Annotated in this window: 17 protein-coding genes and 3 tRNA genes; 14 read left to right on the top strand and 6 right to left on the bottom strand. The window is 58.0% G+C overall.

Translation table 11 applies throughout. From position 1 onward, the window contains the following. The first annotated feature begins 298 nt into the window (after nucleotides 1-298). The 10 genes from VN623_RS11190 to VN623_RS11235 all read left to right on the top strand — a co-directional run bounded on the left by VN623_RS11190 (nucleotide 299) and on the right by VN623_RS11235 (nucleotide 8863). Complete coding sequence (locus tag VN623_RS11190; RefSeq protein WP_325571071.1) at nucleotides 299-442, top strand: hypothetical protein; 144 nt, start codon at nucleotides 299-301, stop codon at nucleotides 440-442. A 240-nt stretch (nucleotides 443-682) separates the two neighbouring features. Then, nucleotides 683-767 (top strand) — tRNA-Leu (locus VN623_RS11195). A 108-nt stretch (nucleotides 768-875) separates the two neighbouring features. Further along, on the top strand, nucleotides 876-2234 hold the full coding sequence (gene tig, locus VN623_RS11200; protein WP_325571072.1) for a trigger factor: 1359 nt from the start codon (nucleotides 876-878) through the stop codon (nucleotides 2232-2234). 112 nt (nucleotides 2235-2346) lie between these two features. Next, a complete protein-coding gene (locus VN623_RS11205; protein ID WP_325571073.1) occupies nucleotides 2347-2997 on the top strand; it encodes an ATP-dependent Clp protease proteolytic subunit in 651 nt (216 codons plus the stop codon). A 335-nt stretch (nucleotides 2998-3332) separates the two neighbouring features. Beyond that, a complete protein-coding gene (clpX, locus tag VN623_RS11210) occupies nucleotides 3333-4583 on the top strand; it encodes an ATP-dependent Clp protease ATP-binding subunit ClpX (protein ID WP_325571074.1) in 1251 nt (416 codons plus the stop codon). Nucleotides 4584-4861: 278 nt separating this feature from the next. Next, nucleotides 4862-7288: an endopeptidase La gene (gene lon / locus VN623_RS11215; RefSeq protein ID WP_325571075.1), complete on the top strand. Its 2427-nt coding sequence runs from the start codon at nucleotides 4862-4864 to the stop codon at nucleotides 7286-7288. Nucleotides 7289-7550: 262 nt separating this feature from the next. Further along, on the top strand, nucleotides 7551-7823 hold the full coding sequence (locus VN623_RS11220) for an HU family DNA-binding protein (RefSeq protein ID WP_325571076.1): 273 nt from the start codon (nucleotides 7551-7553) through the stop codon (nucleotides 7821-7823). Between the two features lie 99 nt (nucleotides 7824-7922). After that, nucleotides 7923-7997, top strand: a tRNA-Val gene (locus VN623_RS11225). A gap of 162 nt (nucleotides 7998-8159) precedes the next feature. Then, entirely contained in the window at nucleotides 8160-8663 is a 504-nt protein-coding gene (locus VN623_RS11230) for a DUF1993 domain-containing protein (RefSeq protein WP_325571077.1), read from the top strand. A gap of 123 nt (nucleotides 8664-8786) precedes the next feature. After that, nucleotides 8787-8863, top strand: a tRNA-Asp gene (locus VN623_RS11235). Between the two features lie 176 nt (nucleotides 8864-9039). Here the strand turns inward: VN623_RS11235 and VN623_RS11240 are convergent. From VN623_RS11240 to VN623_RS11265, 6 genes are all read right to left on the bottom strand, one after another. After that, a complete protein-coding gene (locus tag VN623_RS11240; RefSeq protein WP_325571078.1) occupies nucleotides 9040-9186 on the bottom strand; it encodes a hypothetical protein in 147 nt (48 codons plus the stop codon). Between the two features lie 239 nt (nucleotides 9187-9425). After that, the gene (glnT, locus tag VN623_RS11245; protein WP_325571131.1) at nucleotides 9426-10733 is read right to left on the bottom strand and encodes a type III glutamate--ammonia ligase; all 1308 of its coding nucleotides are present in this window, start codon (nucleotides 10731-10733) and stop codon (nucleotides 9426-9428) included. 134 nt (nucleotides 10734-10867) lie between these two features. Then, on the bottom strand, nucleotides 10868-12196 hold the full coding sequence (locus VN623_RS11250) for an FMN-binding glutamate synthase family protein (RefSeq protein ID WP_325571079.1): 1329 nt from the start codon (nucleotides 12194-12196) through the stop codon (nucleotides 10868-10870). Continuing rightward, nucleotides 12196-12882: a GXGXG domain-containing protein gene (locus VN623_RS11255; RefSeq protein WP_325571080.1), complete on the bottom strand. Its 687-nt coding sequence runs from the start codon at nucleotides 12880-12882 to the stop codon at nucleotides 12196-12198. Before VN623_RS11255 ends, VN623_RS11250 begins: the two co-directional genes overlap by 1 nt. Nucleotides 12883-12904: 22 nt before the next feature. Beyond that, the gene (locus VN623_RS11260; RefSeq protein WP_325571081.1) at nucleotides 12905-13801 is read right to left on the bottom strand and encodes a glutamine amidotransferase family protein; all 897 of its coding nucleotides are present in this window, start codon (nucleotides 13799-13801) and stop codon (nucleotides 12905-12907) included. A 357-nt stretch (nucleotides 13802-14158) separates the two neighbouring features. Further along, complete coding sequence (locus VN623_RS11265) at nucleotides 14159-14806, bottom strand: XRE family transcriptional regulator (protein ID WP_325571132.1); 648 nt, start codon at nucleotides 14804-14806, stop codon at nucleotides 14159-14161. Nucleotides 14807-15341: 535 nt separating this feature from the next. Here VN623_RS11265 and VN623_RS11270 point away from each other — a divergent pair. From VN623_RS11270 to VN623_RS11285, 4 genes are read left to right on the top strand one after another with little or no spacing between them, the layout of a single operon-like run. Further along, entirely contained in the window at nucleotides 15342-15644 is a 303-nt protein-coding gene (locus VN623_RS11270) for a hypothetical protein (RefSeq protein ID WP_325571082.1), read from the top strand. Nucleotides 15645-15655: 11 nt separating this feature from the next. Continuing rightward, entirely contained in the window at nucleotides 15656-16042 is a 387-nt protein-coding gene (locus tag VN623_RS11275; protein WP_325571083.1) for a hypothetical protein, read from the top strand. Nucleotides 16043-16051: 9 nt separating this feature from the next. Continuing rightward, complete coding sequence (locus VN623_RS11280; protein WP_325571084.1) at nucleotides 16052-16237, top strand: hypothetical protein; 186 nt, start codon at nucleotides 16052-16054, stop codon at nucleotides 16235-16237. After that, nucleotides 16234-17619: an APC family permease gene (locus VN623_RS11285; RefSeq protein WP_325571085.1), complete on the top strand. Its 1386-nt coding sequence runs from the start codon at nucleotides 16234-16236 to the stop codon at nucleotides 17617-17619. The genes VN623_RS11280 and VN623_RS11285 overlap by 4 nt, the downstream gene beginning before the upstream one ends. Nucleotides 17620-17660 lie beyond the last annotated feature (41 nt).

The following is a 17660-nucleotide window of genomic DNA, read 5'->3' on the forward strand; positions in this document are numbered from 1 at the left end:
GGCAAAACTCCCCTGCGTCGCAAGTTGGCGAAAGTGCCTTCTGACAGCGCCGATGTCGTTCTGCTGGCTGGTCCTTGAACAAAGTTTATCGTGCTCGTTCCATACGATCTGCAAGCTCCCGCGATGTCGGTTCCGCCGCGCCGATGAGGCCGCTCAGATCCACCACCGCAGCACATCTTTCGTTATTCATACATAATCGCATCCGTTGACGAGTTTCGCTTGTCGCGAGAAACTGTACCATTAGTGTATTTCACGTCGTCTCCGTTTCGCCGGGGGCGGGCCCAAAAGTGATTTTATCATGTTTTTCAAAGCCATTGCTTTGCTGATCGCCGCCATCGTCGGCTACTACTTATTCGACACCGGCTCTGAACAAGGCGCCATTTTCCTTGCGCTGCCGGTTTCGGCAATCGCGGTCGTACTGCTGCTTGGGTGGTCAAGCTGACGGTTCCGCCCGCTTTGGCCGTTTGGGCGGCCTAGGGCCGTTCCCGCGCTTGCGATTTGCGCATTGTTTTCGGAACCGCTCCCGCGTATGAAAGCGGCTCCCCAGCCTTGTGTGCCGGACGCCTCCTGATAATAGCAGGACGACTAGCGCCATTCGGTGCAGGAGTGAACGATTGCGCCGGATTTTGCCGGCCGATCGTGTTGAAGGTTAAGCGGCGGAAGGCAAAGACGGACTTCGGACGCGGGCGTGGCGGAACTGGTAGACGCACTTGGTTTAGGTCCAAGCGGCGAAAGTCGTGGGGGTTCAAATCCCTCCGCCCGCACCAGTGCGCCTTTGGGGGCCGCCGGGATAGAAGATTTGTAGACAGACAGACGACTTCCCAGACTATTGGTCGATCGATGAGACCAACGGGTCTCCAATCAGGAAACGGACGATGCAGGTTACGGAAACGGCACGAGACGGATTGAAGCGCACCCTGCAAGTGGTCGTCGCGCAGGCTGAGTTGAGCGAGCGCTTCACAGAGCGTCTCGATGAACTCAAGGACCGGGTACAAATCAAAGGCTTCCGTCGCGGCAAGGTCCCGCTGACGCATCTGAAAAAGCTCTACGGCAAATCGTTGATGCAGGAAGTGATGGAGCAGACGCTCAACGATACGAGCGCCAAGGTCATCAAGGATCGCAACGAACGTCCCGCGCAGCAGCCGAAAGTCGAGCTCGTCGAGGCTAACGAGGAAACATTCGAACGCATCGTCAATGGCGAGGCGGACCTCGCCTATAACATGTCGTTTGAGGTTTTGCCGCCGATTCCCGTCGCCGACCTCAAGACATTGAAGCTCGAGCGGCTCGTCGCCGACGTCGATGATGCGGCGATCGACAAGGCGCTGTCGGATCTTGCGGAGCGGAACACGTCATTTGAACCCGAGGACGGCCGCGCCGCAGGCGAAGGCGATCTCGTGACCATGAACTTTGTCGGCCGCGTCGATGGAGAAACGTTCGAGGGCGGCTCGGGAGAGGGCGCCAGTCTCGTCATCGGCAAAAAGCAGTTCATACCGGGCTTCGAAGAAGGCGTAACGGGCCTGAAGGCAGGAGACAAAAAGGTCGTTACGGCGACCTTCCCGGACGACTATCCGATGAAGCAGCTGGCCGGCAAGACGGCCGATTTCGACGTCGAGGTAACGGCCGTCGCCAAACCGAAAAAGCCCGAAATCGACGAAGATTTTGCCAAGGGCCTCGGCGCGGAAACCCTCGAAAAGCTTCGCGGCTTCGTTTCCGAGCAGATCAAGCGCGAGTACGACCAGGCGTCGCGCGCCAAGCTGAAGCGCGAGATTCTGGACGCGCTCGACGCCGAACACAAATTTGAGTTGCCGGCATCCCTTGTCGATTTCGAATTCAACAATATATGGACGCAACTCGAGAACAATCTCAAAGCCACGAACAAAAGCTTCGCCGACGAAGGCAAAACCGAGGATGAAGCGCGTGCCGAATATCGCGGCATCGCCGAGCGGCGGGTCCGGCTCGGGCTCGTGATCGGCGAGATCGGTGAGAAGAACAAGTTGCAGGTTTCACAGGAAGAAATGCGCCGCGCCCTCGTCGAGCAGGCCCGCCGCTATCCCGGCCACGAGAAGCAGGTTTACGAGTACTACGAAAAGACGCCGGGAGCGCTCACCGAGCTTCGCGCCCCGATTTTCGAAGACAAGGTCATCGATCACGTGATTGCACAGGCAACTCCAACGGAAAAGAAAGTATCACGAGACGAACTCTTGAAAGCAGTGGAAGAAGCGACCGAGAGCTGAGCCGGCCGGGTTCTCAAGGCCATCCCGGCGGCGCAATCTCTGCGAGCTAGAATATGCGACTCTGACCGCCGGCCGAGACGGCCGTGCGGCTGAAACGAGGAAAGACGAAGCAATGCGCGATCCTGTCAACACCGTGACGAACACGTTCTGGCCTATGGTGGTCGAACAGACGACGCGCGGCGAGCGCGGATACGACCTGCCGTCGCGCCTGCTGAAAGAGCGCATCATCTTCGTCACCGGTCCGGTCGAGGACCACATGGCGGCATCGATCTGCATGCAGCTTCTGTTTCTCGAGTCCGAGAACCCGAAGAAAGAAATTTCGATGTACATCAATACGCCGGGCGGTGTCGTCACGGCGGGCATGGCGATCTACGACACCATGCAGTTCGTGAAGCCTGCGGTTGCGACGTTGTGCATCGGTCAGGCGGCGTCGATGGGGTCGTTGCTTCTTTGCGCTGGTGAGAAGGGCATGCGCTACGCGCTGCCGAACGCCCGCGTCATGGTGCATCAGCCCTCGGGCGGTTTCTCCGGTCAGGCTTCCGATATCGAACGCCACGCCGAGGACATCATCAAGATGAAGCGGCGGCTCAACGAAGCGTACGTCAAGCACACCGGCCAGACCTACGAGATGATCGAGAAGACGCTCGATCGCGACTACTTCCTCACGGCGGAGCAGGCGTGTGACTTCGGACTCATCGATAAGGTTCTGCAAAGCCGGGATGAAACCGAAGCGGGCGTGTTCGATATCAAGGCGGCGACTTGATAGGTGCAGCAGCAACGCAATTGTCGCACCGCGGCAGATTGCAACGCTGCGCCGCCGTCGATCAATAACGAGAACAAATGCCCAACACCCGCCGCCGCCGTTTGGTGAATTTTAAGCGTGAATTGCGGTGTTGCCTGCACGTCCGCCTGACTGTGGCAATACCGCCGCTTGCGAGGTGCGGCCGGGTGCGTTCCATTAATCCAATGTTGATCTGCTGAACGGTAGCGTGCTGATGTTCGTTCGGAGTTTTCTAGTCGCCGAACGTTGGCAGTGAACAGCGGGCCAAAGCAAGAACATCGAAGAAGCGATGGATCTTGCATTGAAGGTGAGAAGAAATGGCTCAAGAGAAGAACACTCTCTACTGCTCCTTTTGCGGCAAGAGCCAGCATGAGGTCCGCAAACTGATTGCCGGTCCGACCGTATTCATCTGCGATGAATGCGTCGAGCTCTGCATGGACATCATCCGCGAGGAGAACAAGAACACCCTCGTCAAATCGCGCGATGGCGTTCCGACACCACAGGAGATTTGTGGTGTTCTCGACAGCTATGTCATCGGCCAGTATCACGCCAAGCGCGTTCTGTCGGTCGCCGTTCACAATCACTACAAGCGGCTCAATCACGCATCGAAGAACAACGACGTCGAGCTGGCGAAGTCGAACATTCTGCTCGTCGGTCCGACCGGCTCGGGTAAAACGCTGCTGGCGCAAACGCTGGCGCGAATCCTCGACGTGCCGTTCACGATGGCTGATGCAACCACGCTGACCGAAGCCGGCTACGTCGGTGAAGATGTCGAGAACATCATTCTGAAACTTTTGCAGTCGGCCGATTACAACGTCGAGCGGGCTCAGCGCGGCATCGTCTATATCGACGAAGTCGACAAGATCAGCCGCAAATCAGACAATCCATCGATCACGCGCGATGTATCGGGCGAGGGCGTGCAGCAGGCGCTCTTGAAGATCATGGAAGGCACCGTCGCGTCCGTTCCGCCGCAAGGCGGTCGCAAGCACCCGCAGCAGGAATTCCTGCAGGTCGATACGACGAACATCCTGTTCATCTGCGGCGGCGCGTTTGCGGGTCTCGAAAAGATCATTTCACGGCGCGGCAAGGGTTCCTCGATCGGATTTTCCGCCAAGGTCACCGGGCCCGATGAGCGGCGCACAGGCGAAATCCTGCGCCACGTCGAGCCGGAGGATTTGTTGAAGTTCGGCCTCATCCCCGAATTCATCGGCCGCTTGCCGGTAATCGCGACGCTCGAAGATCTCGACGAAGGTGCGCTTGTTCAAATCCTGACCGAGCCGAAGAATGCCATCGTCAAACAGTACCAGCGCCTCTTCGAAATGGAGGACGTGAAGCTGGCCATCACGCTCGACGCGTTGAAGGCTATCTCGCGTAAGGCAATCGAGCGCAAGACCGGCGCCCGTGGTCTCAGATCCATCATGGAGGGCATCCTGCTCGACACGATGTATGATCTGCCGACCCTCAAGGGCGTAGAAGAAGTTGTGATCGGTCCCGAGGTCGTCGAAGGCTCGGCGAAGCCCCTCAGGATTTATTCCGATCGAGCTGAAGAAAAGGGCTCGGCGGGCTGATGCGGGAAGCGACTGCCGGCCCTTCCGGAGGGGCCGGTCCCGACACTTGCGAAGCGGGGCGATGGTCCCCATTTGTTCGAAGGGTGGCGTTAAGCGGCCGACCGGGGATTTATTCACAGTTCCGGAATTTGGCTCTTGAGTTCCCCCACGCTCGCGCTCACGAGCACGCCAACGTCGCCACAAAAGGGGCGGGAAGCGTGGCTCCTAAAGTGGAACGATGCGTGCAATGCGTTGGTAGGCTTTGAAAAGAGTTTCAGCGCTCGGCGATAGGTATTGAAATGAGCGAAGAGAAAAAGACCAAAGAAAAGGCCAGCGGCAAGGAGCTGTTCCCAGTCCTTCCGCTTCGGGACATCGTGGTCTTCCCTTACATGGTCGTGCCCCTGTTCGTCGGCCGCGAGAAATCGATCGCGGCACTCGAAGAGGTCATGCGCGCCGATAAGCAGATCCTGCTCGCGGCCCAGAAGAACGCCGGCGACGACGATCCGGCTCCGGATGCGATCTATGAGATCGGAACGCTCGCGTCCGTATTGCAGCTTCTGAAGCTGCCGGACGGAACCGTGAAGGTCCTGGTTGAAGGCAACGCGCGCGCCAGGATCACGCGCTACACCAGCAACACCAGCTATTTCGAAGCTGAGGTCGAACGTGTCGCCGAAGTGCCCGGCGCCAAGGACGAACTCGAAGCCCTCGCGCGTTCGGTCGTGACGCAATTTGAAAGCTACGTGAAGCTCAACAAGAAGGTCTCCCCCGAGGTCTTGAGCAACGTCGGCCAGATCGAGGACTACGCCAAACTCGCCGACACGATCGCGTCGCACCTCGCCGTGAAGATTTCCGACAAGCAGGACGTGCTGGAAACCGCCAGCATTTCCGAGCGGCTCGAGCGCGTCTATACGCTGATGGAAAGCGAAATCTCGGTCCTTCAGGTCGAGCGAAAGATCCGTTCGCGCGTCAAGCGCCAGATGGAGAAGACGCAGCGCGAGTACTATCTGAATGAGCAGATGAAGGCCATTCAGAAGGAACTTGGCGACTCCGACGAGCGCGACGACATCTCCGAGTTCGAGGAGAAAATCGAGAATACGAAGCTGTCGAAAGAGGCCAAGGACAAGGCGCTGGCGGAGCTGAAGAAGCTCAAGCAGATGTCGCCGATGTCGGCCGAAGCGACGGTCGTGCGCAACTATCTCGATTGGCTGCTCTCGATCCCATGGGGCATCAAGGGCAAGATCAAGAAGGACATCGCGGAAGCGCAAGCGATCCTCGATCAGGAGCACTATGGCCTCGACAAGGTCAAGGAGCGCATCCTCGAGTACCTCGCCGTACAGGCGCGTACGAATAAGCTGAAAGGGCCCATTCTGTGCCTCGTCGGTCCTCCCGGCGTCGGCAAGACTTCGCTTGGCAAATCGATTGCCAATGCGACGGGTCGCGAATTTGTGCGCATGTCGCTGGGCGGCGTCAGGGACGAAGCGGAAATCCGCGGTCATCGCCGTACCTACATTGGCTCGATGCCCGGCAAGGTCATCCAGTCGATGAAAAAGGCAAAGCGGACGAACCCGCTTTTCCTCTTGGACGAGATCGACAAGATGGGTCAGGACTTCCGCGGCGATCCGGCGGCGGCGCTGCTCGAAGTGCTGGACCCTGAGCAGAATGCGACGTTCAACGATCACTATCTTGAGGTCGATTACGACCTCTCGAACGTGATGTTCGTGACGACGGCGAATACGCTCAACATTCCGCCCGCCTTGATGGACCGCATGGAGATCATTCGCCTTGCGGGCTACACCGAGGATGAAAAGCTCGAAATCGCCAAACGCCACTTGATGCCGGAGCAGTATTCTGCGCACGGCCTCGATGCCGGCGAGTGGACGGTTGAAGACGGCGCACTGAAGGAAGTCATTCGCCGCTACACGCGAGAAGCGGGCGTCCGTTCGCTCGAGCGTGAAATCGCGAAGCTGGCGCGTAAGGCCGTGAAGGAGATTCTGACGTCGTCGAAGACGTCGATCGTCATCACCGCCGAGAACGTCCACGACTTCCTCGGAGTGCCGAAGTACCGCTACGGCGAAGCCGAACTTGAAGATCAGGTCGGCATCGTGACTGGGCTTGCGTGGACCGAGGTAGGTGGCGAACTGTTGACGGTTGAAGGCGTCATGATGCCGGGCAAGGGCAGGATGACCGTCACCGGCAACCTGCGCGACGTGATGAAGGAGTCGATCCAGGCTGCAAACGCCTACGTGCGTTCGCACTCGATTGACTTCGGCATCCACCCTAGCCTGTTCGAGAAGCGCGACATCCACGTACACGTACCTGAAGGCGCCACGCCGAAGGATGGACCTTCTGCCGGCGTTGCGATGACGACGGCCATCATCTCGGTCCTGACCGGCATCCCGGTCCGCAAGGACGTGGCGATGACGGGCGAGATCACGCTGCGCGGTCGCGTGTTGCCGATCGGTGGCCTCAAGGAAAAGCTCCTTGCGGCGCTGCGCGGTGGCATCAAGACGGTCATCATCCCAGAGGAGAACGCCAAGGACTTGGCGGAAATTCCGACGGAAGTGCAGACGAAGATGGACATCATTCCGGTGGCGCGTGTCGAAGACGTGCTGAAGATCGCGTTGATCCGCATGCCGGAAGCCATCACGTATGATGAAGCTGCCGAAGCCGAAGCTCTCGAAGCTAAAGAAAGAGAGAAGGGCGGGTCGCGCATCACGGCGCATTAACGTTGCGCCGATCTGAAATCGGTCACCGATTGGTGAACGGAAATTGCCCCTGCGCATGCTCTGCGCAGGGGTTTTTTGTTGTGGCGATTGCGAGCATTTTGACGCGCATTTATGCGGAAATACGGGCGATTTGCGCTTGACGGACGATGCGTTTGAGCGCTTTTAGCCGGTCATGCGCGGCCGGTGTTTCCCCCGATGTGGCCGCCTCGGGCTTCGCGCCCTGAGCTGAAGCCCACTCTCCCAAATTAGAGGACCGATTCACATGAGCAAAAAAGATTTGATTGATGCCGTCGCCAGGGAGTGCGAACTCACGAAGGAAAAGGCGAGCGTTGCCGTCGACGCTGTGCTTGCGCATATTCGCGCAGCAATGAAGGACGGCCACGAAGTACGCATTCCGGATTTTGGAACATTCAAGGTCGCCGACCGCAAGGCGCGCGAGGGGCGTAACCCGGCAACCGGTATGACGATCCAGATCCCGGCGTCGCGCGTGCCGAAGTTCACCCCTGCGAAGGGCCTGAAGGACGCGCTGAACTGATTGTTCTGCTTTGATGTCTAGCCGGACGCGCGCAGCGACAAGCCGCGCGCGTCTTTGTTTTGACAGTCTGCGATTGAGCGACTAGCAGAAAGTTGCTTCGGGCGGTTAGCTCAGCGGTAGAGCGCCTCGTTTACACCGAGGATGTCGGGGGTTCGATCCCCTCACCGCCCACCATCTCTGATTGGCGCTGGCGACTCCCCTGCGGGGAGCCGGCCGCCAGTGCCGAAGAATCGCGGTGGCCGCTCCGCTCGGCGCGGATATCCGCATCGCGTACGGTACCTAGCCGTCTCACCGACCGTCATCGCTCCACACATCATTCCGAGGGAAATAAAGACCATGGCCGTCTCGATGTATGCTATCGCCGTACCGACGTTTCAGAAGCAACTGACCGCGCTCGACGCGATTCTCGACAAGGCGACGGAATACGCCGCCGCGAAAAAGATCGATATCTCGGTGCTGCTCGCGGCCCGGCTTTACCCGGATATGTTCAATCTCACCCGTCAGGTGCAGTTGGCGACGGACTTTGCTAAGGCCGCTCCGGCGCGACTTGCCGGAACTCCGGTTCCGAGCTTCCCGGACACCGAGACGACAATGCCCGAGATCAAACAGCGTATCGCCAAGACACTCGCACTTCTTGCGGATGTGAAGCCGGAACAGCTGAATGGATCGGAGACGAAACAGCTGACGGTAAATGTCGGAGGCAAGGAGGTGACGCTTACCGGGCAGGACTATCTGCTGCACGTGTCGTTCCCGAATTTTTATTTCCATTGCGCAACCGCTTACGACATCCTGCGGCACAACGGCCTTGAGATTGGCAAGCGCGACTTCGTTCGCGGGTAAAGCAGATAGGCTGGGCGTTCGCGCCTCAGCGGCCGATCTGCAGCTTGACGGACGGGCGGGCATCACGTATTCCGACGCCTGTGACAACGGGCGCTCCAAGTGGCGCCCGTCGCTTTCTGGATTGCGGGAGTAGCTCAGTTGGTTAGAGCGCCGCCCTGTCACGGCGGAGGCCGCGGGTTCAAGTCCCGTCTCTCGCGCCATTTTCCTCAGACAAAGTCAATCTGGCAGGAATTTGCTGCGTTCCCTCGCTTCCGGAAAGACGGCCGGCAGGGCTAGGGAAGCAAACGCGCGAACCGCGAAACCCTCACAAGGGTCCGCGACGCCACGCCGGCGGAGAAACAAGGAAAACGGTATACCGCTGCGCTGCGGCCGGCTCTCAGGCGGTCGTCGCAATGGAGCGTATGCTTGGGAAAGCCGAGGGCGAATTCATCCAGCTGGTGATGCTCGCGAAATCCAATTCCGTGCTCGCAAGGCGGCGCACGATCGTCTCGGCCACGATATAGCTCGGAAGCCAGCCCGGCATCGCGAACATCCGTTATCGCGTGGTCGTCTGCTTTCAATTGTTGAGAATATTCCGGCCACCTTTGGTGCCCGGCCCCACTGGTGAACGAGGTGATCGCCGGTGCGCTGACCTTGTGCGGCGATCGTTGGGCGCCGGTGTCGATGATTCGTTGGGGCATTGTTTCCCAACGGCGGAGGACAGTTCGTTTCCACTACGTGATGCTTGTCGGTCGGCCTCCTAGAGGCCGACCGTACGAGCCATCAGATATCGAGCGTGTTGTCACGCTCCCACTGCGTCAGATGCGAACAATACGCGTTCCACTCGGTCCTCTTCATCTTCAGATAGGCGTTGGAAAATTCTTCGCCGAGCATCTCCTTCAGCTCTGCATCGTTGTCGAAGTTCCGAAGGGCATCGAGCAGATTGAGCGGTAGTTTCGGCGCATCCGTCACCGTATGACCGTGCTGGTACATATCGATATCGAGCCGCTTGCCGGGGTCGGCCTTTTTATGGATGCCGCTGAGGCCAGCAGCAATGATCACGGCTTGCAGAAGGTATGGATTCGCCGCGCCGTCAGGCAGCCGAAGTTCAAAGCGACCCTTGCCCGGCACGCGTACCATGTGCGTGCGATTGTTGCCCGTCCAGGTGACGGAGTTTGGCGCCCACGTCGCGCCCGAGATTGTGCGCGGCGCATTGATCCGCTTGTAGGAGTTGACGGTGGGGTTGGTGATGGCCGAGAGCGACTCGGCGTGCCTCATGATGCCGCCGAGGAAATGGTAGCCCTGCTGCGACAGGCCCATCTCATCGCTGGGATCGTAGAACATATTTGTCTTGCCGGTCTTGTCCCAGACCGAGATGTGCGCGTGGCAACCGTTGCCGGTTAGCCCCATGAACGGCTTGGGCATAAACGTCGCGCGCAAGCCGTGCTTCTCAGCAATTGCCTTCGCCATGAATTTGAAAAACGCATGACGATCTGCGGTGATGAGGCTGTCGTCGAAGTTCCAGTTCATCTCCCACTGGCCGTTGGCGTCCTCGTGGTCGTTCTGGTAGGGGCCCCATCCGAGCTCCAGCATGCAGTCGCAAATTTCGGAGATGACGTCGAAGCGGCGCATCAGTGCCTGCTGATCGTAGCAGGACTTCGTTGCGGTATCCGCGTCGTCCGAGATCATGGTTCCGCATGGTTTCGTCAGGAAGAATTCGCACTCCACGCCGGTCTTGATATAGAGACCTTCTTTGGCCGCATCGGCCATGAGCTTCTTGAGTACGACGCGCGGCGCCTGGTCGACGTACTTATCTTCCATCATGCAGTCGGCCGCGACCCAGGCGACTTCTTTTCTCCACGGAAGCTGGATGAAGGACGAAGGATCCGGCATGCCGAATAGATCCGGATGGGCTGGTGTCAGGTCGAGCCACGTCGCAAAACCTGCGAAACCAGCGCCATCCTTCTGCATATCGGCGATGGCCACAGCCGGAACGAGCTTTGCACGCTGACTGCCGAAGAGGTCCGTGTAGGAAATCATAAAATACTTGATGCCGCGCTCTTTCGCCAGCGTAGCGAGATCCTGAGACATGGGCGTCTCCCCGGGGGTTTTGAGATTTTTCGCTTTTTCGGCTTCCTTAAAGATCGTTGCGAGGTCCTGAGTCATGAGCATTTCCCTAGTTTTTTTGGAGAATTCTTGACTTCTTATTCAAAAAAAATCGGCGATTAAAAACCGCCGTTTCCTGGAATCCATGTTGTTCCTGCCAACGGCACCCGTGCCATTGCCGCCGCTTCAAGTGTCAGGGCGACAAGATCTTCCGGCTCGAGATTGTGGACACTGTTATGTCCACACGCTCTTGCGATCGTCTGAACCTCGAGGTTCATGACTTTCAGGTAGTTTGCAAGGCGCCGACCGCCCTTGACCGCATCGAAGCGTGACATCAGTTCGGGATCCTGCGTCGTGATGCCTGCCGGATCTTTGCCCTCATGCCAGTCGTCGTAAGCGCCGGCCGTGGTGCCAAGTGCCTGGTACTCTTCCTCGTTGGCGGGATCGTTGTCGCCAAGTGCAACCAGAGCCGCGATGCCGATTGAAACTGCATCGGCGCCGAGTGCCAGTGCTTTTGCAACGTCTGCACCATTGCGGATGCCGCCCGATACAATGAGCTGCACCTTGCGATGCATGCCGAGATCCTGCAGCGCCTGCACAGCAGGTCTGATGCACGCCAGCGTCGGCAGACCGACGTTCTCGATGAACACTTCCTGCGTTGCGGCGGTGCCGCCCTGCATGCCATCGAGCACGACAACGTCCGCGCCAGCCTTAACCGCCAGTGCAGTGTCATAGTACGGGCGCGTGCCGCCGATTTTCAGGTAGATGGGCTTTTCCCAGTCGGTGATCTCGCGAAGCTCCTGGATCTTGATCTCGAGATCGTCAGGCCCCGTCCAGTCCGGATGCCGGCAAGCGGACCGCTGGTCGATGCCCTTGGGAAGATTACGCATCGCGGCGACGCGATCGGATATCTTCTGACCCAACAGCATACCGCCGCCGCCGGGCTTGGCGCCTTGACCGACGACGACTTCAATGGCGTCGGCTTTGCGCAGATCGTCAGGATTCATCCCGTAACGCGACGGCAGATATTGGTAGACGAGTGTCTTCGATTGCCCGCGCTCTTCAGGCGTCATGCCGCCGTCGCCGGTCGTCGTCGACGTTCCGGCGATCGAAGCGCCGCGGCCAAGTGCTTCCTTGGCATGGGCCGACAGAGCGCCGAAACTCATGCCCGCGATGGTGATCGGAATTTTGAGTTCGATGGGCTTCTTGGCGAACCGCGTTCCCAAGACGACATTGCTGGTGCACTTCTCGCGATACCCTTCCAGCGGATACCGCGATATCGACGCGCCAAGGAAAAGCAAATCGTCGAAGTGGGGCACCCGGCGCTTGGCGCCGGCGCCGCGGATGTCGTAGATGCCTGTCTGCGCGGCGCGCCGGATCTCCGACAGCGTGTAATCGTCAAACGTCGCAGACTTACGAGGCGTCGTCGGGGGGTTATGATATGACATCAGTAAGCATCCGCGTTGTCGATGTTGAAGTTGTAGAGTTTGCGCGCTGAGCCGTAGCGCTTGAACTCGCTCGATTTGACGTCGGTAATTCCGGCCCGCTTCAGCAGCTTCTTGATGGCGTCATGATGCTCGGGGCGCATTTCCTTCTCGATGCAATCGGCGCCGAGGCTTTTCACCTTTCCGCGCACGAACAACTTGGCTTCGTAGATGGAATCGCCGAGCGCATCGCCCGCGTCGCCGAGAACCACAAGGTGGCCGCTCTGCGCCATGAACGCCGACAAGTGGCCGATGTTGCCCTTGACGACGATGTCGATGCCCTTCATCGAAACACCGCAGCGCGACGCGGCGTTGCCTTCGATCAAAAGCATTCCGCCATGTCCCGTCGCGCCGGCGTATTGGCTGGCGTCTCCGGTTATCCGAACATTGCCCGACATCATATTTTCGGCGACGCCAGGTCCGGCCGATCCGTGCACGGTTATCGAGGCCTGCTTATTCATTCCTCCGCAGTAGTAGCCGACGCTACCCCGGATATTGATGTTGATCGGCGCGTCGACACCGGCAGCGACGGCGTGGAAGCCCATCGAATTGACGATCTCCCAGTCCGGCTCGTTCGTGCCCGCCGACTGGCGGTGTAGGTCTTGATTCAAATCGCGAAGGGGCGTCTTCGCTAGATCAATCTTGCGCATGGAGCGGTTTCCTAGATTTGTTTCAGCGTTCCCAGAAGTAGACGGTTGAAGGCTCCGGTTCCCAAACCTTGGCCTTGTCGATGTCAGGCAAATTCACCAGCGCGCGAAATTCCGAGCCGAATGCAACGTACTGATCGGTTTCCGCCATGACTGCCGGCTTGCAGGCGATCGGATCGCGCAGAACGCCGAAGCCGTTCTTTGTACCAACGACGAATGTGAAGAAGCCGTCGAGATCGTCGAGGCTTTTGGTCAGAGCTTCGCCGAGGTTCATTCCCTGCTTCATGCGCGATGTGAGATAGGCTGCGGCAACCTCGGTGTCGTTTTGGGTCTCGAAGGTCATCCCTTCGCGACGAAGTTCACGGCGCAAATTGTTGTGGTTGGAAAGCGAGCCGTTGTGCACGAGGCACTGGTCGTATCCGGTCGAGAACGGATGCGAGCCGAGCGTCGTCACCGCCGACTCCGTCGCCATACGCGTATGGCCGATGGCGTGCGTACCCTTCATACCCGAAAGATCGAAGCGCTTCGCCACATCGGTCGGAAGACCGACTTCCTTGTAGATCTCGATCGAAGCACCGGTAGCCATCACGCTCACCGAGGGGCGCAGCGCCCGGATTGCAGCCACGGCCTCGTCAGCTTTCTGCTCGGGAACCGTCAGCACGGCGTGCGTCGACTTCACCGACAAGCTGACGTTGCCGCCGATCGCTTTGGAGATCGAAGCTTCGATGTCCTTGAAGTCTGCGTCGGGATTGGGCGACTGCAATGTGATTTTCACTTTGCCGTCGGTGGGGGTTCCATAGACCGCGAACCCAGCCGAGTCCGGCCCCCGATCACACATCGTCGTCAGCATTTGATTGGTGAGAGCGCCGAGCCGCGGTTCTAACGCTTTGTCTTTTAAGAAAAGACCGACAATTCCACACATTTTGGCCTGCCCATCTGTTGCTTCCAGTTGCAGACAAACTATCGCAGGCGAAATTCACTGTCAATCATTGAGAAACAAATTTTCTTCCTGCTCAACAAAATTTTGCGCCGCAATAAGCCGTCTCGGATACGATTGCGAACGTGACGGAATGAAGACAATCGGTTCTTGCTCACGCGAGCAAGATTGCTGGGATGGCCGTCGGTGCGCGCCTAAATTCCGGACGAAGAGCGTAACCGGTCGATCGCAGAACACTGCGTAAATCAGAATTGGCACCGACTGGCGCGTCGTCGCAAAGCGCCCGGCGTTCAGCGGAACGGCGGGCGCTGTCGAAGTCGACGTCCTCGTATCTGCAATCCGCTACCTTCTTTGATAAACAATAATAGAGAGGTACGTCGCCGGAAGTTTGGTCAGCGTTTCAGGGCCGTGAAATTCGGCAGAGTCGAACAGCATGCAGTCACCCGGCTCCATGCGATAACTGTTCTCTCCGTGAAGATAGTTGACTTCGCCGGTAAGCATATAAATGAGTTCGAGACCTTCATGCCGAAACTGCGTGTAGGGCACGGCATCCTTGCTCAGGGTGATCAGGTAAGGCTCGAAGGCGATCGTTCCGCTGACAGACTGACCTAACTGTTGGTACTCATGCCCAACCTTCGTGCCCCTCCGTTTGATGATGGGCCCCTTGCCCTTCTTTACAAACGAGCATCCCCGACGGCCTTCGAAAGACGCGAGAAGCATTGTCAGCGGCAAATTCAGAGCTGCAGCCAGTTGATGCAAAACGGAAAGCGACGCCGAAATTTGCCCGTTCTCAATTTTTGACACCATCGCGGTTGAAATTTCGGCGGCTGCGCCGAGCTCGGAAACCGTCAGTCCGGCAGCCTTTCTGAAATCGCGCACCTGGGCGCCAATGGCATCCTCGAGGGTGCGCGCACCGGCCTCCGGAGCCCCCGATCCGGTTGCCAGAGATTTTTGCGACGGTTGAGTTTGAGGTTTAGCCTTCTGAACCATTCGTCGCCCATCCCGATTTTTGATTGCAACCAACGCCTTGCCCCACGCTAACGGCACCTCCCGCTTACCGCATTCGCTCAACAGCCTGAATGCAAAACTTTCAAGGCTGGGGGGCGGGGCATGAGACGTCCTTGGATAAAAAATATTTCTTGACAATGGCAGTCATCAACAGCCGGTTTGCCAACGGGCCGGCACTCCAAGTCGCCGGCGGCAAGCGGCTGCGCAAGTGACTATAACACATTGTTTATCGAGCTAAAGGTGCTTGATCAAATCGCCTTTCTTCCGCTCGCTTCTCATTCGATGGAGGATCGTCGGACACGTCAAAAACCCGGCTACTCAGCCGCAACATTTTTTCTTTAGAAGCAAATTTGTTGACTCTGACAAAATGTCGCGTATTTTCTGCGACGGTCGCGAACCTCAGTCAAGTCACTGAGCGAAGGGCTCGTATCCAATCTGATGGTGTCTGACCGCAGATGGAACAATGACCCGCCAGAAGGTCATTTCGGAACGGGGTAAAAAAACGAGGAGACGGAGGATGGCAATGCAGCAACGTCAGATTGATCCAAGAATAGCAGGCTTGTTTTCGGGCGACAGATTTTGGTCGTTGGCCGCACTCGGGCTGCTGTGGCTCCTATACGCATTCGTGTTTTATGAAGTCTATCCGTACACGTCGACCCCCGAGGTCACTTGGGCGCTGGCGATTGGCGGCGGACTGGTTCTTCTCTTCAATACGGCCTCCATTTTCGCCATGGTCGCGCATTTGAGTGAGGACCGGCATGAGATCTACGGCCTCGATTTGCACTATCTCGATCTTGCACAGAAGCAATCCAGCAAATAGCGGAGCGTCCCATGGCAGATTCACACTATGAGCCGCCGACGCAATCCGCGATCGGCCAATTCTTCGATAGTCTCTTCCTTTTGGCTTTGGTTCTAATTGCCCTCTTTGCGCCGCTCTACTTGGGTTTGGCCGGCGGCGGTAAGACGGAACTCGCCGTTGCAGACAAGACGACCTGGATAGGCCTGGGTCAGAATGCTGTGCAACAGGGTCAGTGGGAAAAGCTCGGGTTCACTCCCGAGACCGCCGCAAGCATGATCACATCGCGGTTTGATTACAGCTTCAGCGTCATTGAACTCGTCATCACAGCGCTCGTCGTTGTCGGCTACTTCGTACTCCTCTTTCGATTTTCGAAAACTGAGTACGCCGACGTCATATCTGAACGCTTCGGCAAGAAGTGAGGCACGGGAATGAACAATTTTCAAATGCTCGAATACGCCGCGTGGGGCATATCTGTGCTTCTCGGCCTCTACATGCTGATCGATTTGATCAAGACAAATCGTGCTTATTCGGAAGACGTTCTCACGTCTTCGAAAGAAGGTGAGATCGAGGAGGCGCTCGTCATCGATCCAGACCACCAGGGGGGACATCGATGAGCCAGACAACAGTCGTACACGGCGAGAAGATCTCGCTACTCCGCGTCCTTGGTCCCGCTCACATCTGGGCCCTCGGTGTCGGTATCGTTCTCGTCGGCGAATACATGGGTTGGAATTTCGCGGTCGGAAAGGGCGGTGCAATAGCGGCCCTTATTGCCTGCTGGTTCGCAGGTCTTCTCTACACGTGCGTCGCCATGATCGATTCCGAGGTCACGTCGACGGTCGCCGCGGCAGGCGGCCAATATGCCCAGGCCAAACACATCGTTGGCCCGGTCATGGCCTTCAATGTCGGTCTGTATCTTGTGTTTGCCTACACCATGCTCGAAGCGGCCAACGCCATCACGCTTGGCTACCTTGTGCAAACAGTGGGCAGCATGGCGGGCTTTGAGAATGTCCATGACAAGCCATTCATCGTGCTCACGATCATGTTCTTGGCATGGCTTAACTACCGGGGCGTCTACGCGACGTTGACGTTCAACCTCGTCCTCACGGCAATTGCATTTGTCGCCATCATAATTTTGTTCGCATGGGTGAGGCCATGGTCGACGGAAATGCTCAAGCACAGCGACCTTCTAAACGGACTGCCGTATGGCTTCATCGGCGTCATAGCCTCGCTGCACTTCGGTCTTTGGTACTACCTCGGCATAGAGGGTACGTGCCAAGCGGCCGAAGAAGTGCGGTCTCCCGCTAGGTCTCTGCCGCTCGGCACGATGTCAGGCATCATCACGCTGCTTCTGGCGGCCACAATGACTTGGTACGTTTGCACCGGGTTGATGCCGTGGGAATATCTCGGGCAGGCGATTACGCCATTGTTTGATGCCGCTCGACTGACTGACTCGAAGCTGTTGATGATCCTCCTGTTTGTCGGCACCATGTTCTCAACGATGGCGTCGGCCAACGGCTGCATCAACGATGCCTCCCGGGCATGGTTCTCGATGGGGCGCGACCGGTATCTCCCGACTTGGTTCGGTGCTGTTCATCCAAAAAACAGAACGCCGTTCCGGTCGATCGTGTTCCTTGTTCCTGTGGCGCTGATATTCGCGTACTTCGCACCACTCGATCAGGTCATCACGTTCTCGATCCTGTCGGGCCTGCTCGGCTACACGTACATGTCCTTCAATGTGATCATGTTCCGTAAGAAGTGGCCGCTTGATAGGATCAAACGCGGGTATATTCATCCGTTCCACCCGCTGCCGGCTCTCGTGCTGCTCCTTCTCTGCTCGGTCACGTACTTTGCCGTGTTCCTGGGCTACGGAACGCAGCTCGTCGCGATGATGTTGTTCTTTGCGGTCGCCTCAATATGGTTCCACTTCCATCGCTACCGCTTCGTTCGCCGTGGCGATCAGTTCTCGATGCAGTGGCCTCGCCCTGTGGGCTACTGAGTTCAAAATTCGAAGCGGCGGGACTCGCGTCCCGCCGCTTC

The organism is Hyphomicrobium sp. (assembly GCF_035572195.1).
Taxonomy (GTDB): domain Bacteria; phylum Pseudomonadota; class Alphaproteobacteria; order Rhizobiales; family Hyphomicrobiaceae; genus Hyphomicrobium_B.

Bases quoted from the DNA above. Each gene is read 5' to 3' on its own strand.
- VN623_RS11190 (WP_325571071.1), top strand. From the start codon at position 299: ATGTTTTTCAAAGCCATTGCTTTGCTGATCGCCGCCATCGTCGGCTAC.
- tig (WP_325571072.1), top strand. From the start codon at position 876: ATGCAGGTTACGGAAACGGCACGAGACGGATTGAAGCGCACCCTGCAA.
- VN623_RS11205 (WP_325571073.1), top strand. From the start codon at position 2,347: ATGCGCGATCCTGTCAACACCGTGACGAACACGTTCTGGCCTATGGTG.
- clpX (WP_325571074.1), top strand. From the start codon at position 3,333: ATGGCTCAAGAGAAGAACACTCTCTACTGCTCCTTTTGCGGCAAGAGC.
- lon (WP_325571075.1), top strand. From the start codon at position 4,862: ATGAGCGAAGAGAAAAAGACCAAAGAAAAGGCCAGCGGCAAGGAGCTG.
- VN623_RS11220 (WP_325571076.1), top strand. From the start codon at position 7,551: ATGAGCAAAAAAGATTTGATTGATGCCGTCGCCAGGGAGTGCGAACTC.
- VN623_RS11230 (WP_325571077.1), top strand. From the start codon at position 8,160: ATGGCCGTCTCGATGTATGCTATCGCCGTACCGACGTTTCAGAAGCAA.
- VN623_RS11240 (WP_325571078.1), bottom strand. From the start codon at position 9,186: ATGCCGGGCTGGCTTCCGAGCTATATCGTGGCCGAGACGATCGTGCGC.
- glnT (WP_325571131.1), bottom strand. From the start codon at position 10,733: ATGTCTCAGGATCTCGCTACGCTGGCGAAAGAGCGCGGCATCAAGTAT.
- VN623_RS11250 (WP_325571079.1), bottom strand. From the start codon at position 12,196: ATGTCATATCATAACCCCCCGACGACGCCTCGTAAGTCTGCGACGTTT.
- VN623_RS11255 (WP_325571080.1), bottom strand. From the start codon at position 12,882: ATGCGCAAGATTGATCTAGCGAAGACGCCCCTTCGCGATTTGAATCAA.
- VN623_RS11260 (WP_325571081.1), bottom strand. From the start codon at position 13,801: ATGTGTGGAATTGTCGGTCTTTTCTTAAAAGACAAAGCGTTAGAACCG.
- VN623_RS11265 (WP_325571132.1), bottom strand. From the start codon at position 14,806: ATGGTTCAGAAGGCTAAACCTCAAACTCAACCGTCGCAAAAATCTCTG.
- VN623_RS11270 (WP_325571082.1), top strand. From the start codon at position 15,342: ATGGCAATGCAGCAACGTCAGATTGATCCAAGAATAGCAGGCTTGTTT.
- VN623_RS11275 (WP_325571083.1), top strand. From the start codon at position 15,656: ATGGCAGATTCACACTATGAGCCGCCGACGCAATCCGCGATCGGCCAA.
- VN623_RS11280 (WP_325571084.1), top strand. From the start codon at position 16,052: ATGAACAATTTTCAAATGCTCGAATACGCCGCGTGGGGCATATCTGTG.
- VN623_RS11285 (WP_325571085.1), top strand. From the start codon at position 16,234: ATGAGCCAGACAACAGTCGTACACGGCGAGAAGATCTCGCTACTCCGC.